This is a genomic window from Halovivax sp., assembly GCA_007119345.1.
Taxonomy (GTDB): Archaea; Halobacteriota; Halobacteria; order Halobacteriales; family Natrialbaceae; genus Halovivax.
Window position 1 is genome coordinate 1 of sequence record SKPV01000197.1, and the last position, 14477, is coordinate 14477.

Annotated in this window: 17 protein-coding genes; 12 read left to right on the forward strand and 5 right to left on the reverse strand. The window is 70.7% G+C overall.

Annotated features, from left to right (window positions below; genetic code table 11):
- The 3 genes from lonB to QZT59_RS13300 all read left to right on the forward strand — a co-directional run.
- On the forward strand, positions 1–1208 hold a 1208-nt coding region (gene lonB / locus QZT59_RS13290), incomplete at its 5' end, for an ATP-dependent protease LonB (RefSeq protein ID WP_290817182.1).
- A 6-nt stretch (positions 1209–1214) separates the two neighbouring features.
- A complete protein-coding gene (locus QZT59_RS13295; protein ID WP_290817185.1) occupies positions 1215–2375 on the forward strand; it encodes a type II CAAX prenyl endopeptidase Rce1 family protein in 1161 nt (386 codons plus the stop codon).
- Between the two features lie 25 nt (positions 2376–2400).
- The gene (locus tag QZT59_RS13300) at positions 2401–2769 is read left to right on the forward strand and encodes a hypothetical protein (protein WP_290817188.1); all 369 of its coding nucleotides are present in this window, start codon (positions 2401–2403) and stop codon (positions 2767–2769) included.
- Here QZT59_RS13300 and QZT59_RS13305 read toward each other — a convergent pair.
- Complete coding sequence (locus QZT59_RS13305; protein WP_290817191.1) at positions 2766–3227, reverse strand: MGMT family protein; 462 nt, start codon at positions 3225–3227, stop codon at positions 2766–2768. The genes QZT59_RS13300 and QZT59_RS13305 overlap by 4 nt on opposite strands.
- Positions 3228–3361: 134 nt before the next feature.
- On the opposite strand from QZT59_RS13305, the gene trpC reads away from it, so the two are divergent.
- Genes trpC through QZT59_RS13325 form a run of 4 tightly spaced genes read left to right on the forward strand, consistent with a single transcriptional unit; the run spans position 3362 to position 7297 of the window.
- A complete protein-coding gene (gene trpC / locus QZT59_RS13310) occupies positions 3362–4240 on the forward strand; it encodes an indole-3-glycerol phosphate synthase (protein ID WP_290817194.1) in 879 nt (292 codons plus the stop codon).
- Positions 4237–5520, forward strand: coding sequence for a tryptophan synthase subunit beta (gene trpB / locus QZT59_RS13315; protein ID WP_290817197.1), 1284 nt, complete (start codon positions 4237–4239; stop codon positions 5518–5520). The genes trpC and trpB overlap by 4 nt, the downstream gene beginning before the upstream one ends.
- A complete protein-coding gene (trpA, locus tag QZT59_RS13320) occupies positions 5517–6476 on the forward strand; it encodes a tryptophan synthase subunit alpha (RefSeq protein ID WP_290817200.1) in 960 nt (319 codons plus the stop codon). The genes trpB and trpA overlap by 4 nt, the downstream gene beginning before the upstream one ends.
- 26 nt (positions 6477–6502) lie before the next feature.
- Positions 6503–7297, forward strand: coding sequence for a 2-amino-3,7-dideoxy-D-threo-hept-6-ulosonate synthase (locus QZT59_RS13325; protein WP_290817203.1), 795 nt, complete (start codon positions 6503–6505; stop codon positions 7295–7297).
- A gap of 271 nt (positions 7298–7568) precedes the next feature.
- Here the strand turns inward: QZT59_RS13325 and QZT59_RS13330 are convergent, their stop codons facing one another.
- Entirely contained in the window at positions 7569–7718 is a 150-nt protein-coding gene (locus QZT59_RS13330) for an antitoxin VapB family protein (protein ID WP_290817206.1), read from the reverse strand.
- A 295-nt stretch (positions 7719–8013) separates the two neighbouring features.
- Here QZT59_RS13330 and QZT59_RS13335 point away from each other — a divergent pair, with 295 nt between their 5' ends.
- Positions 8014–8289: a HalOD1 output domain-containing protein gene (locus QZT59_RS13335; protein ID WP_290817209.1), complete on the forward strand. Its 276-nt coding sequence runs from the start codon at positions 8014–8016 to the stop codon at positions 8287–8289.
- A gap of 103 nt (positions 8290–8392) precedes the next feature.
- Here the strand turns inward: QZT59_RS13335 and QZT59_RS13340 are convergent, their stop codons facing one another.
- Together QZT59_RS13340 and QZT59_RS13345 are read right to left on the reverse strand one after the other, a co-directional pair.
- Complete coding sequence (locus QZT59_RS13340; RefSeq protein WP_290817212.1) at positions 8393–8608, reverse strand: hypothetical protein; 216 nt, start codon at positions 8606–8608, stop codon at positions 8393–8395.
- A gap of 48 nt (positions 8609–8656) precedes the next feature.
- Complete coding sequence (locus tag QZT59_RS13345; RefSeq protein WP_290817216.1) at positions 8657–9616, reverse strand: phosphorylase; 960 nt, start codon at positions 9614–9616, stop codon at positions 8657–8659.
- Between the two features lie 155 nt (positions 9617–9771).
- On the opposite strand from QZT59_RS13345, the gene QZT59_RS13350 reads away from it, so the two are divergent.
- Positions 9772–10332, forward strand: coding sequence for a SprT-like domain-containing protein (locus QZT59_RS13350; RefSeq protein ID WP_290817223.1), 561 nt, complete (start codon positions 9772–9774; stop codon positions 10330–10332).
- 79 nt (positions 10333–10411) lie between these two features.
- Positions 10412–10960, forward strand: a complete 549-nt coding sequence (locus QZT59_RS13355; RefSeq protein WP_290817232.1) for a hypothetical protein — start codon at positions 10412–10414, stop codon at positions 10958–10960.
- 64 nt (positions 10961–11024) lie between these two features.
- Here QZT59_RS13355 and QZT59_RS13360 read toward each other — a convergent pair whose 3' ends face one another.
- On the reverse strand, positions 11025–11699 hold the full coding sequence (locus QZT59_RS13360) for an HAD family hydrolase (protein ID WP_290817235.1): 675 nt from the start codon (positions 11697–11699) through the stop codon (positions 11025–11027).
- Between the two features lie 179 nt (positions 11700–11878).
- Here QZT59_RS13360 and QZT59_RS13365 point away from each other — a divergent pair, with 179 nt between their 5' ends.
- Both QZT59_RS13365 and QZT59_RS13370 read left to right on the forward strand, forming a co-directional pair.
- Entirely contained in the window at positions 11879–13054 is a 1176-nt protein-coding gene (locus QZT59_RS13365; protein ID WP_290817238.1) for a 3-dehydroquinate synthase II, read from the forward strand.
- A 213-nt stretch (positions 13055–13267) separates the two neighbouring features.
- Positions 13268–14477 (forward strand): NADH dehydrogenase subunit (locus tag QZT59_RS13370; RefSeq protein ID WP_290817241.1); only part of this gene is annotated, 1210 nt, incomplete at its 3' end.

Sequence of the window (14477 nt, forward strand, 5' to 3'; positions counted from 1 at the left end):
ACACGCTCGACATCCGCACCCAGCAGAAGCTGATGACGGCGATCCAGGAGGGCGAGTTCGCGATCACCGGCCAGTCCGAGCGCTCCTCGGGCGCGATGGTCCAGACCGAGCCCGTCCCCTGCGACTTCGTCATGATCGCGGCGGGGAACCTGGACGCGATGGAGAACATGCACCCCGCGCTGCGCTCGCGGATCAAGGGCTACGGCTACGAGGTGTACATGGAGGACACGATCGACGACACCCCCGAGATGCGCCGGAAGTACGCCCGGTTCATCTCCCAGGAGGTCGAGCGGGACGGCCGACTTCCCCACTTCACCCGCGAGGCCGTCGAGGAGGTCATCCTCGAGGCCAAGCGCCGCGCCGGCCGGAAGGACCACCTCACGCTGCACTTCCGGAATCTCGGCGGGCTCGTGCGGGTCGCGGGCGACATCGCCCGCGCCGAGGACCGCGAGTACACCACCCGCGAGGACGTCCTCCAGGCCAAGCAGCGCTCGCGCTCGATCGAACAGCAACTCGCCGACGACTACATCGATCGTCGCAAGGACTACGAGCTGCAGGTCAACGAGGGCGGCGTCGAGGGCCGCGTCAACGGCCTCGCCGTCATGGGCGAAGACAGCGGAATCATGCTCCCCGTGATGGCCGAGATCGCGCCCGCGCAGGGCCAGGGCCAGGTGATCGCCACCGGCCAGCTCAAGGAGATGGCCGAGGAGTCGGTCCAGAACGTCTCCGCGATCATCAAGAAGTTCTCCGACGTGAACCTCTCGGAGAAGGACGTCCACATCCAGTTCGTCCAGGCGGGCCAGCAGGGGGTCGACGGCGACTCCGCCTCCATCACCGTGGCGACCGCCGTCATCTCCGCGCTGGAGGACATCCCCGTCGACCAGTCGGTCGCGATGACCGGCTCGCTCTCGGTGCGCGGCGACGTCCTCCCCGTCGGCGGCGTCACGCACAAGATCGAAGCCGCCGCCAAGGCGGGCTGTACGAAGGTCATCATCCCGAAGTCCAACGAGCAGGACGTGATGATCGAGGACGAGTACGAGGAGATGATCGAGATCATCCCGTGTTCGAACATCAGCGAGGTGCTCGAGGTCGCGCTGATGGGCGAACCGAAGAAGGATTCGCTGGTCGACCGACTCAAGTCGATCACCGGCTCGGCGTTCGAGCAGGGCGTCGCGACCGGCAGCGGCTCCAGCCCGAGTCCCCAGTAAGGGCCGATGACCGACTGGGTGACGTTCGCGGCGTTCGTGGGCGTCACCTGCGCGGTGTTGCTGATTCTGACGCGACTCACCGAGCGCGCGCTGACCCCCGTCGAGGAGGCCCCGACCCGACCGCCCGCCGTGGACGGGACCGACGAACGCGGCCCTGCCGTGGATGGGACCGACCGACGCGCCGACGAACGCGGCCCTGCCGTGGATGGGACCGACCGACGCGCCGACGGACGCGACCCGGCCGATACGACCGAGCGGTCGGCGCCGCCCTTCGAAGACGCCGCCGGGCGAGACCCGGCCGACGACTCCGTCGAGCGGGCGGACCGGGAATCCCGCTCCGCACCGGGCGGGCGGTCGGCCCGAGAGGCAGAACCGCGGGCCGACGAACGCGAATCGGCGGCCGGAGAACCCCTTCCGGGCGTCCCCTCGGGGATCGGGGACCCGGAGGTAACTCGCGGACGGCGACGAGCGGCGCCGTCAGGCCGCGGCGGTGCCGGCGAATCGACGGCCGCGGGGCGCCGGCGCGACGAGGGAGTCGCTGCCTACGTCGGGGGAAATCCGGTGACCACCGGCGAACTCCTGACGAACGTGGCCGTCACCCAGGGCCTCTTCACGGTCGCGCTCGTCGGCGCGATACTCTACACGGGCGTGCCGGCCGACGCGCTCGGGATCTCCGTCTCGCGGTCGTCCCTGGCCGCCGGTGGAGCGATCGGCGTCGCCGCCGGCGCGGTCCTCTACGCCGCCAACGAAGTCGGTGCTGGCCTCGCGAAGCGCTACGGCGTCGACCACGACGAGCGCTTGCGGGAGATGCTCGCCCCCGAGACCGACCGGGGGTGGCTCGCGCTGGTGGTCGTCGTCCTGCCGCTGATCGCGATTTTCGAGGAGCTGTTGTTCCGGGCGGCGCTGATCGGGGCGCTGGCCGTCGGCTTCGGCGTTTCGCCGTGGCTCCTGGCCGTCGGGTCATCGATCCTGTTCGCGCTCGGTCACGGCGTCCAGGGGACCGCGGGGATCGTCGTCACCGGGCTGCTGGGGTTCGTCCTCGCGGCGATCTTCATCTCGACCGGGAGCCTGCTCGCCGCGATCGTCGCCCACTACGTGATCAACTGCTGTGAGTTCGTCGTGCACGAGCGGCTACAGGTCGACTGGGCGGATTTCCTCGAAAACTAAGAGGGTTGCCGCCGTCGGGTCGCCCATGACCGCGCTCGCGGAACCGTCGGAACCGGTTCGACGCGCCATCTTCGTCAGCATCGTGATCTACTTCGCCCTGTTCGGCGTCGCGGCCGTCACCGGGAATCCGGCGGCCTACCTCACCGCGCAGGTGCTGTTCGGCGCGATCGCGGTCGGGATCGGGGCCACCCTTTACGCGTACACCGATCCGGACCAGCTCGTGCTCCGGACCGGCGCGGGCTGTTTCGTGATGGGCGGGCTGGCGCAGTTCGGCTGGCTCGCGGCGCAGTTCGGCGTCCTCGAGGCGTGGGGGCCGGGCTTCTGGACGGCGTCGTCCGTCCTCGTCTTCGTCGGCATCGGCTGTTACGTCTACGCCGCTTGGGTCCGCTCCTAGAGTCCCTCGAGCGACCGGAGCTTCTGTTCGACCGTCGGCGGCGCGGCGCTCGGCCCGTCGCGGACGCGGTGGTCCGGGATCAGGAGCGGCGCCGGGTTCTCGTCGAGGGCGGTCCGCACGAGGATCAGGTCGTCCTCGTCGTCGGGATCGATTTCCGGCGTCCCCGCCGCGATCTCCGCGACCGTCACGCTCTCGCCGTAGGGGAGTTTGCGGACCGTCTCCAGGACGGCGCGCTGATCCGTCGGCACCGTCAGGGCGACCTGCACGTCCTCGAAGCTGACCTCGGAGACGCCGTCGAGGTACTCGACGATGCGACCGAGCACCTCGTGATCCGGTTCGGCGCCCTCCTCGGGCTGTTGGGGGAACGAGACGTGCAAAACGCGCCCACTGGCGACGCCGACCTGTACGTACCGCTCGAGGTACGGCGACTCCCTGGCGTAGATGCCCGCGTCTTCCATGTGTCGCCGGAGGGGTGGAGCGGTCTTGAATATTCGGCCGGTCGGCGGTGGGCGGTTCCGGCTGCGGTCGCGTCGGCGGCCGCCCGCCCCGTCCCGCAAGCCTTATGTATAAATCAGTACATTGATGTACGATAATGACTACTTCAGAGCTCGCCCCGGCCGTGCGCTCGATCCTCGAGTCGGCGCGGCGGCGCGAAACCGAGACGGACGGGCCGATCGCCGTGACGGCCCGCCCGTTCGCGGACGCCGTCGCGGCCGCCGAGGCCGACGGTCGCGTCCCGCTGATCGCCGAGGTGAAACCGACCAGCCCGACCGCGTCGGGCGTCCGGGCCGACGATCCCGTCGAACTGGCCCGGGAGATGGTCGCGGGCGGCGCGGCCGCGATCTCCGTCCTGACCGAACCCGAGCACTTCGGCGGCTCGCCGGCGGCGTTGACGGCCGTGCGCGAGGCCGTCGACGTCCCGGTCCTCCGCAAGGACTTCGTGCTCCGCGAGGCCCAGCTCGACGCCGTGGCCGCAGACCTGGTCCTGCTGATCGCCCGCTTCGTCGACGATCTTCCGACGCTCGTCGCGGCGGCTCGCGAGCGAGGGTTCCAGCCGCTCGTCGAGGTCCACGACCGCGAGGAGCTCGCCGCCGCCGTCGACGCCGGCGCCGACGTGATCGGCGTGAACAACCGCGACCTGGCGCGCCTGGAGGTCGACCTCGGGACGTTCGAGCGGGTCGCGCCCGAAGCGGAGCGGTTCGGCCGCCTCGAAACCGAGAGTAGCGCGGAACGACGTTCCGCGGACGTGACGCTGATCGCCGAGAGCGGGATCGCGACGCCCGCGGACGTCCGGCGGATGCGCGAGGCGGGCGCCGACGCGCTGCTCGTCGGCAGCGCGATCATGGACCACGCCGGCGAGGGCGACGGCGACGTGCGGGCGACCACCCGGAGACTGGTGACCCCCGAGGCGGACGCGGACGGCGGCGCCGGGACCGACGCGGCCGCCGGATCGGAGGTGAAGTCCCCGTGAGCGGGAGCGAACGCGACCCGCTCGGCGAGGCCGACGGGGGAGCCGAGAGCGACCGGCCGGGAACGTTCGGTCGCTACGGCGGACAGTACGTCCCGGAGGCGCTGATGCCCGCGCTCCAGGAACTCGAGGACGCCTACGAGCGCTACGTCGTCGAGAACGAGGACGGATTTCTGGACGAGTTCCGCGAGCGGATGCGCGCGTTCGGCGGCCGGCCGACGCCGCTCCAGCGGGCGGATCGGCTGAGCGAGCGCTACGACCGCGAGGTCTACCTCAAGCGCGAGGACCTCGTCCACGGCGGCGCGCACAAGCTGAACAACGCGCTCGGCCAGGTCCTGCTCGCGGAGTACATGGGCAAAGAGCGCGTGATCGCCGAGACCGGCGCCGGCCAGCACGGCACGGCGACCGCGATGGCCGCGGCCCACCTCGATATGCCCTGCGAGATCTACATGGGCCGGACCGACGTCAACCGCCAGCGGCCGAACGTCTACCGGATGCGGATGAACGGCGCCGACGTGACCCCCGTCGACGCGGGGAGCGCGACGCTGAAGGAGGCGATCAACGAGACGATGCGCGACTGGGCGACGACGGTCGAGACGACGCACTACGTGATCGGTTCGGTCGTCGGTCCGCACCCGTTCCCCGCGATGGTTCGGGACTTTCAGTCCGTCATCGGCGAGGAAGCCCGCGAACAGGTGCGGGAGCGAGCCGGACGCCTCCCCGACAGCGTCGTCGCCTGCGCGGGCGGCGGCTCGAACACGATGGGGGCCTTCCACGCGTTCGTCCCCGACGACTCGGTGTCGCTGTACGCCGTCGAGGCCGGCGGCTCGAGCCTCGAGATCGACGAGGCCGAGGGGCTGGCGCCCAACTCGGCGACGCTCTCGACCGGCAGCGACGGCGTGCTCCACGGGGCGATGACGAAGCTGCTCCAGACCGGCGACGGCCAGATCGTCGAGTCCCACAGCGTCAGCGCGGGGCTCGACTACGCGGGCGTCGGCCCGGAGCTCGCGGCGCTCGTCGACTCCGGGCGCGTGAGGCCGGTCAGCGTCGACGACGACGACGCGCTGAACGCCTTCCACCGGCTCTCGCGCCTGGAGGGGATCATCCCCGCGCTCGAGTCGAGCCACGCGCTCGGGTACGTGGAAAAAGCGCACCGGGACCTGGGAGAGCTGGTCGTCGTCAACGTCTCCGGACGCGGCGACAAGGACCTGGAGACGGTCCTCGAGGAGACCGAGAAGCGCGACCTTGAGGCCGCGCCCGAGGTGGAGGTGTTCGATCGGTGACCGAAGCGAACGGCGGGCGAACGGACTCCGATATCGAAGCCGCGGTCCGCGAGAATCACCCCGCGCTCATCACCTACGTCACCGCCGGCGATCCCTCCCTGGGGGAGACGAAGCGCTCCGTCGAGGCGCTCGACCGGGGCGGCGCGGACCTGATCGAGCTCGGGCTCCCGTTCTCGGAGCCGATCGCCGAGGGCCCGACGATCCAGGCCGCGATCAAGCGCGCGCTCGAGGCGGGGACGACGCCCGAGGGCTTCTTCGAGCTGGTCGACTCGCTCGACACCGAGGCGCCGCTGCTGGTGATGACGTACTACAACGTGATCCTGCAGTACGGGAGCGAGGCGCCGCGCGCCTCCGAACGCGGAACGGGGAGGAGCGGAGCGACGTCCCGCGACGCTCGCTCCGACTCGGCCACGGCGACGTCCGAGCCTGCCGATGGCCCCGACGTCCGTCACTTCGTGGAGCGCGCGGCAGAAACCGGCCTCTCGGGGATCGTCGTCCCCGACTTGCCCGCCGAGGAGGCCGATCCCCTCAGAGCGGCCTGCGACGAGCACGGGCTGGACCTCGTGTTCATCGTCGCTCCCACGACCGAGGGCGAGCGCCTCGACCGGATCATGTCGCGGGCGTCGGGCTTCGCGTACGTGCAGGCCCGCCTGGGGACCACCGGCGCGCGCGCCGACGTCTCGGGGGCGACCCACGAGAGCCTCCAGCGCCTCGCCGACTACGAGGTGCCCAAGGCCGTCGGCTTCGGCGTCAGCGAGGGCGCCCACGCCGCCGAGATCGTCACGGCGGGCGCCGACGGCGTCATCGTCGGGAGCGCGCTGATCGATCTCGCCACCGCGAGCGACGAGCCGGCCGCGGCGCTCGAGGCCAAGGCCGCGGAGTTGAAACGCGGCGCCGAACGCGGGCTCGCGAACCGAGGGGCGGACGCGGACGTACCGGAACCAGAACAGCCATAACCGAAAGCTTGCTACGAAGTACCACTATGACCGTCGGACGCGACGCACGACTCGACCGGATTCGGACGGGGGGACGGTACCTCGTCGTCCCGATGGATCACGGGATCACGCTCGGCCCCGTACGGGGCCTGAAAGACATCGAATCGACGATCGACGCGGTCACCCGCGGCGGCGCGGACGCGGTGCTCACCCAGAAGGGTATCGCGCCCCGCGTCCACGGCAACACGAACGGCAAGGGCTACATCGTCCACCTCAACGCCTCCACGTCGCTCGGGCCCGACGCCAACGACAAGCGGATGACCGGCACGGTCGAGGAGGCCGTCCGGGCGGGCGCCGACGCCGTCTCCTTCCACATCAACGTCGGCTCGAACTACGAACCCGACCAGCTCACCCGGCTCTCGGAGGTCACCGCCGACGCCGACCGGCTGGGCATCCCGGTCCTGGCGATGGCGTACGCCCGCGGACCGGACGTCGAGAGCGACGACCCAGAGGCGCTCGGCCACGCCGTCCGCCTCGCCGAAGAGGTCGGCGCCGACGTCGTCAAGACCGGCTACAGCGGCGACGCCGACAGCTTCGAGCACGTCTGCGAGGCGACCCGCCTGCCGGTCGTCATCGCCGGCGGCTCCCGCGGAACGGACCGCGAGACGATCGAGATGGTCCGCGGCGCGATGGACGCCGGCGGCGCGGGCGTCTCGATGGGCCGGTCGATCTTCCAGCACGACGACCCCGAGGCGATCACGCGGGCCGTCTCGGGCGTAGTGCACGACGATCTGAGCGTGGACGACGCGTTGGACGAGGCGGGGCTCGCGCTCGAAGTCTGAGTTTCCCGCGTTCTCACGATCGGTTCGTCAGTCGTTTCCTCGCTCCGTCGCCGTCGTAGAGGGTGCCGATTCCGCCGCCGTAAGGGGTGCCGATTCCGCCGCCCCGACGCCGCAACCGCCATGCTCCCGACGAGCAGCCGTCGCCGGTAGTTCCACGCGTCGTAACCGGCCCACCGCGATCCGTCTCGTCCCGTTCGTGGACGGCAACGGCGCGACCCGGCGAGCACGTGGTACCGATCCGCCAACGGTACCCGTCCCGCGAGCGCCGCCGTCAGTCGTCGGGGTCGTCCTCCGCGTTCACCTCCTCGCCGATGTCGGCCAGAATTCGCCGGAGGACGTCGTCGTAGGACTCCCCCCGACCCTTGAGTTCGTGAAGCTTGTCCGCCACCTCGTCGGATACCGAAATCGTCGTCCGACCCATTCCTGTGCGTACGATATCTCTCTCTGGCTAACACTATAAACCTATTCACCGCATGAACTTCGGTGAGAACGGACCGTCCGGACGATGAAACCATGGGGTTATTCAATACATGGATTTATGGTTTCGGTCCGCACCTGTTAGCACGAGGGGTCGCGCCCGATGCGCGACCGAGGAAGACCGAAACGAGGCGCGCGTGGGAGATGACTTCGATCAGTGCTACCCCCACCAGGGGGAACGAAGCGGGGCGCATCGTCCGAACGAATCACCGATCCGTCGGACGGGAGGTGATCGACGGGTGATCGAGACGCGTTCGTCCGCCGTGGACGGCGAGACGGTCTACGAGGCGGTCGTCAGGGCGCTGTCGATCGCGACGAACGCCGATCCGGCACAGCAGCGTCCGCTCTACGCCGCCGTCGATCCCGAGGCGCTCGACGCCCTGTTCGACGGCCGCGCCGGGGGACGCATCGTGTTCGAGCACATGGATCACCGGATCGTCGTCGATAGCGCCGACGAGACGAGGGTCCTCGTCGAGGCCCGGGGCAAGGAGTCGGGAGCGACCGAACCGGAGTGACGACGGCCCAGCGCGCGGGAACGCGCGGACCTGAACGACCGGTCCGGTACCGCCGCTCCGACGGGTCGCTCCGTCCCGGCGACGCGCCGCCCGCGGGGGTCGGTCAGCCGACCGTCGAACGGAGCGCTGCGCCGACCAGGACGGATCCGCAGGCGTAGAGCACCGGCAGGGCCGCCGTCCCGAGCGAAACCGTACTGCCCGCGCCGTAGAGCGCGCCGACCGCCGCGAGGACCGCGGCGAAACACGCGAGTCCGAGGAGGAACCGCCGCTCGTGTCCGCCCGCTCGCCGGTTCGCCCCTCGCGGGTCCGCTCGCGTCATCGTTGCCGGTGAGCACGTCGGTCGCCGCGAAAACGGTACCGGCCGGTATCACCGCTCGCGATCGAGCAGCGTCTCGACGACCGAGCGCCCGACCCGCGCCGCGTTCTCGACCGCCTGCGCGACCGACGCCGGCGTTCCCTCGAAGCTGTCGTGGACGCCCTCGCCGGGCGCCGGCCGGTCGTAGTTGGCGACGGCGCGGACGCTGACGTGGCGCTCGAGGGCGCCGAATCGCGAGAGTGCGGCGGCCGTGGCGGCGTCTTCCATCTGGGTCGTCGCGTACGGGTCGACGTCGTAGGCGTCACACAGTTCGTCGACCTCGCGGGCGACCGCGCTCCCGTGCCAGAACTCGTCGCTCGTGACGGTGGTGCCGACGCCGACGCGCGGGCCGCGGGACGGGGCGTCGGGATATCGGGCCTGGTAGTCCCGGACGTCCTCCCGATCGACGAGCTCGACGTCGTCCGCGGCGTCGCGGGCGTCGTCGACGAGCACGGGGTTCGGGTGGTGGATCGAACCCTCGGGGAGGTAGGCGAGCCGTTCGACGGCCGGGGCGTCCGGTCCGTCCGCCGCGCCGGGAGCGGTGGCGTCCCGTCCGCCACCGACCTCGTCCGGGTCCCAGCGGTGCTTGCGGTCCCAGTCGAGTATCGCGTCCGCGACGAAGGCGGAGCCGAGCGCGGCCCGCTGGGGCGCGGCGCCGGCGATGCCGGCGGAGACCCAGTGCGCGGACGAGACGTCGAGCCCGTCGGCGCAGTGCAGCGCCGCGACGGTCGTCGCCGCGGGCGCCTTCCCCATTCCGCTGGTCGTGACGGCGACGCCCCCGTCCGGATCGGTGAGGGACAGCGGGGCGTCCGCGCCGGGGACCGAGACCGCGTCCGCGATCGGCAGGCGATCGAGCCACGGCGCGAGCTCGTCGAGCGGCGGGTCGAACGAGACGGCGGGGAGGACGACGACCGAGGGCGAGACGGTCTCGTCGGGGTCGAGCGAGCGGGGCGACGGGAGCTCGGCAGTCATGTCGGTGCCTCGAACGGCCCTGCGAGCCGTCAGTGTGACGGTTGCGACCCACGGGTACGCGATCGTTTGGACCCTCGTTCGGAATCGGTCCGAACCGTTCGGCGATCCGACGAAAACCGCAACCGATAGGGCCTCCGGGTTCCTGGGCCGAAGCCGTGAGCAGCGGTCGCGCCACCGACGAGGAGATCCTCGCCCACGCTCGCGTCCACGCGCGGGCGATGGCCGACGAGATCGGCGTCGACCTCGAGGACGTCGAGTGGGCGACGTCGGCCAGGGCGAAGCGCCGCGCGGGCGCCTGCCGGTGGGACGCCGACGACGGGATCGCGACGATCGTCCTCTCGCGGCGGGCCTACGAGGCCTACGACCGCGCGGAGTTCGAGGCGGTCGTCCGCCACGAGCTGTTGCACGCCTGGGAGTTTCAGACGTTCGGCGAGTCCGGACACGGCCCGCGCTTTCGCGAACGCGCCCGCGAGTTCGACGTGTCGGTTCGCTGTGACGCGTTCGCGGAACCGCGGTACCGCCTGCTGTGCGAGGCCGACGGCTGCGGCTGGGAGACGTCGCGTCACCGAGCGTCGAGGCCCGTGAAGGCGCCGGAGCGCTACCGCTGTGGCTCCTGCGGGGCCGAGCTGGTCGTCGAGCACGCCGAGAGCGGCCGACGCTGGCGATCCTCGGCCGGCTACGGCGGTGCGCGGGCCGCGCTGGGCGAGGAGTGGTGAGCGGCCATCGTCCCGACTCCGGCCCGGCCGGCCGAACCGACACGGGTGACTTTATTCGATTCGCGTCGGAACGACGGGTATGGGACTGCTGGAGACGCTTCGAGGGGAGGGAACCGGCGCGGACGACGTCTGTAAGTTCTCGCGCGAGCACTACGAGGTGGTATACACGGTCTCGACGGACACCCACGAGATCGCCCACGCGATCGCGGTCGGCGAGGCCGAGCTCGACGCGCTCGCCGACCTTCTGCGGGCGGACGGCGAGGCCGAAGACCGCGAGGGGTCGCTGTCGGCGGCGCTCGAGGCGGCCCTCGACGGGGACGAGGCCGACCCCGACGCCGTCTTCGAGCGGATGCGGCGGCCACGCCGGGTGACCGAGGCGGTGGTCGAGACCTGGGAGGGGCTACTGGCCGACGACCCGGACGTGGTCTACCTCCCGATCGGGATGGCCCCGGACCTCGCGGCGTTCGTGGCGGTCTGTCGCGAGCGCGCCGACGGCGACGACGCGTTCGACCTGCCGGACTCCTTCGAGGCGGTCGCGTCGCTGTTGGTCCGGATCAAGGAGGCGACGGACCGGCCGGAGAATCGCGTGGTCGTCCACCGGAATCGGCTGCCGACGCTGGAGGCCTAGCGGGGTCGCCGCCGTGTCCGCTCTCCCGACGCTGAGGGTCTAGCGGGGTTGCCGCCGCGCCCGCTCACAGGATCGCGCCGACGTCGGTCAGCGAGTCGGCGACGTGCGTCGGCTCGTGGGCCGGGTCGGAGCCGCCGTCGGTCGCCAGCCAGGCGGAGTCCATGCCGACGGCGTTCGCGCCGGCGACGTCGGCGTACAGCGAGTCGCCGACGTGGATCGCGTCCTCGGGCCCGGTCCCGAGCGCCGCGAAGGCCGTCTCGAACGGCGCCGGCTCCGGCTTCGGCGGGATCCCGTTGGCCGGGTCCACGAACACCGAAACGTCGAAGGCGTCGGTGATGCCGAGGGACTCGAGCTTCTCCGTCTGGGTCTCGCGGCTGCCGTTGGTGATCAGGCCGACGGCCTCGGCGCGCTCGCGGGCGAGCGCCAGGGCCGCCTCGGCGCCGTCGCGAAAGCGGACGGCCGACGGATCCGCGGTCGCGAGGTAGGCCTCGGCCAGGTCGGGCGCCAGGGTCGGATCGCCCTCGAACCGGCGCGCGGCCGCCGCGAAGAGGTTTTCGTGGAACTCCCGGTCGGTCCGGGCCGTCGGCAGGTCCGGGATCAGCGGGCGGACGTCGCCGTGTCCGCAGAACGGGTCGCAGCCGACGCGCTCGAAGGCCGTCGCTAACACCTCCTCGGGATCCTGGGTCGGGACGCAGAGGGTGTGGTCGAGGTCGAAGCAGACGGCGTCGTAGGTCGGCACGTTCCGTTCGATTGGTCGCGATCGGACCTAAAGGTTCCGCGACACCAGGCGCGCGCCGTTCGTGGTCGCTCGTTCCGTGCGAGCGCGCTCCGTTCGGGCCCGACCGTGCCGTGCGGGCCGCGCCGGCGACGGTCGTCGGTTTCGCCACGTTCAAGCCGGTTCCGTTCGACCGTCGACACATGACGAGAGCAGTCTGGGTCAAAGCCGACGACGCCGTCGGCGACTGGGAGGCCCGCCGCGCGCGGATCACGGCCGCCCTCGAGGCGGGGGCCGACTGGGTACTGGTCGACGAGGGCGACGTCGAGCGCGTCCGCGAGCTCGGCGAGATCGGCGTCGCCGCGTTCCGAACCGACGGGGACGTCTCGCTGATCGACGACGCCGAAGACGACGAGGCGGTCCATCCCGACGCCTACGTCGTCGGCAAGGAAGGCGAGGGCGACGGGACCGTCGACCTGCCGAACGACTACTCCGGGTCGGCGGACCTCTCGACGCTGCGACGGGGCGGCCCCGTCCCCGGCGGCGCCTACGTGCGAATCCTCGGCGAGGAGTACGAGTCGTTCGCCGAAGCCGCGGCCCGCGAGGCGGCCCACACCATCGCGGTCGGCGAGGACTGGACGATCATCCCGCTCGAGAACCTGATCGCCCGCATCGGCGAGGAGACGGAGCTCGTCGCGGGCGTCACCGGCGCCGCGGAGGCCCGAACCGCCTTCGAGACGCTGGAGATCGGTGCGGACGCCGTCCTGCTCGACAGCGACGATCCCGACGAGATCCGACGGACCGTCGAGGTTCGCGACGAGACCGACCGGGAGCGCCTCGACCTCCGGTGGGCCGCGGTCACCGACGTCGAGCAGGTCGGCTCCGCCGACCGGGTCTGCGTCGACACCGGGAACCTGCTGGACCACGACGAGGGGATGCTCGTCGGCTCGATGGCCCGCGGACTGGTGTTCGTCCACGCGGAGACGGCCGAGTCTCCGTACGTCGCCTCGCGGCCGTTTCGGGTCAACGCCGGCGCCGTTCACGCCTACGTCCGAACCCCCGACGGCGGGACGAAGTACCTCTCGGAGCTGCAAAGCGGCGACGAGGTCCAGGTGGTCGACCTCGACGGCCGGACCCGCGAGGCCGTCGTCGGGCGCGTCAAGATCGAGAAGCGACCGATGTTCCGCGTGGCCCTGGAGACCGACGACGGCGACCGCGTCGAGACGCTCCTGCAGAACGCCGAGACGATCAAAGTCGCCACGCCCGAGGGGCGGACGGCGGTGACCGACCTCGAGGCGGGCGACGAGATCGCGCTCTATTACGAGGACACGGCCCGTCACTTCGGCGAGGCCGTCGAGGAGAGCATCATCGAGAAATAGGGGGTTTCGCGAAACTGTCGACGTCGCTGTATCGGTCATTGCACACATACCGATTCACCTCGACGACCGATTCGAAAATCCGATCTATTCTCCTATATAGGTCGAATATGGGGTGGTTTTACAGGATTTGTGGGTCAAATATACAAATTCGTCTGTAATTTTCTCACATTTCGATAAGATCTATGGTCAATGCTAACGTGGAACTAGCCGACCATGAGCGTCACTCGAGAGACCCTTCGACAGTTCGAGCTCCCCGAGTTTGCGGTCACGCTGCGCAACGCGGGCGTCTCGGGCGCCGGCGGCGCCGGCTTCCCGACGTACGCGAAGTGGGAGCACCTCGAGTCGGTCGACTCGCTGCTGGTCAACCACCAGGAGAGCGAGCCGAACTACTACATCGACAAGTGGCTGGGCCGAGAGCGCGCCGCGGAGTTCGGGGCGCTGTTCGAGGGGCTGCTCGAGCGGGCGTTCGGTCGGATCGTGATCGGGGCCAAGCTGACCGACCGCGAGGGGTGGATGGGGCCGCTCGAGCGCGAGACCGACGCGACCGTCTACGAGCCCCAGGAGCTGCCGGTCGACGGCGACGAGACCGGCGTGATCGTCGCCTACACCGAGGACCGCTACGAGTACGGGATGGAGAGCGTCCTCCTGCGGATGGTGGCCGACGTCGTGATGGGCGGGGACGACCTCCCGATGGACCACGGCTGGATCGTCCAGAACACGGAGACGGTGCACAACGTTTCGCACGCGTTGACCGACGGCGCTCCGATGACGCGGAAGTTCGTTCACGTCGACGGACGGGTCCCCGAACACCGATTCCTCGAGGTCCCCGTCGGCACGCCAGCGTCGGAGTTGCTGGCGGCGGCGGGCCGGACCGATCCGCTCGCCGACGACGAGGTGCTGCTCGACGGCGGGCCCGGGTGGTGTTTCGCGGTCGACGACCCCGCGGAGCGCTTCGGCGTCCGCAAGCGAACGAACTGCGTGCTCGCGATGGACGCGTCCGTCGTCGAGGCGAATCGACTCGGCGCCGGCGGCCGGATCAACGTTCTCCGGTCGGCGGCGTGGAAACACGTCGCCCACGAGACCGAGCCGGGGGCGTCTATCGAGCCCGATCGAGTCGAGGTGCCGCTCGTCACGAACCCCGACTTCGAGGGGGTCGTCTCGCCGAGCGAGCCGATCGTCCGACCCGACGACGCCGTCGAGGTCGGCGAGATGATCGCCCGCCCGGCGGACGGGATCAGCGTCGCCCAGCACGCGCCGATCGACGGCACCGTCGTCGCCGTCGACGACCGGACGATCGCGGTCGAACGCGACGCCGCCCTCGAACAGCGCGTCTACTGGACGTGGTGCGGCGAGTGCGGCCGGTACATCCCGGCGCCGAAGACGGCGGCGGACGAGCCGCTGGAGTACGTCTGCGATCGCTGTC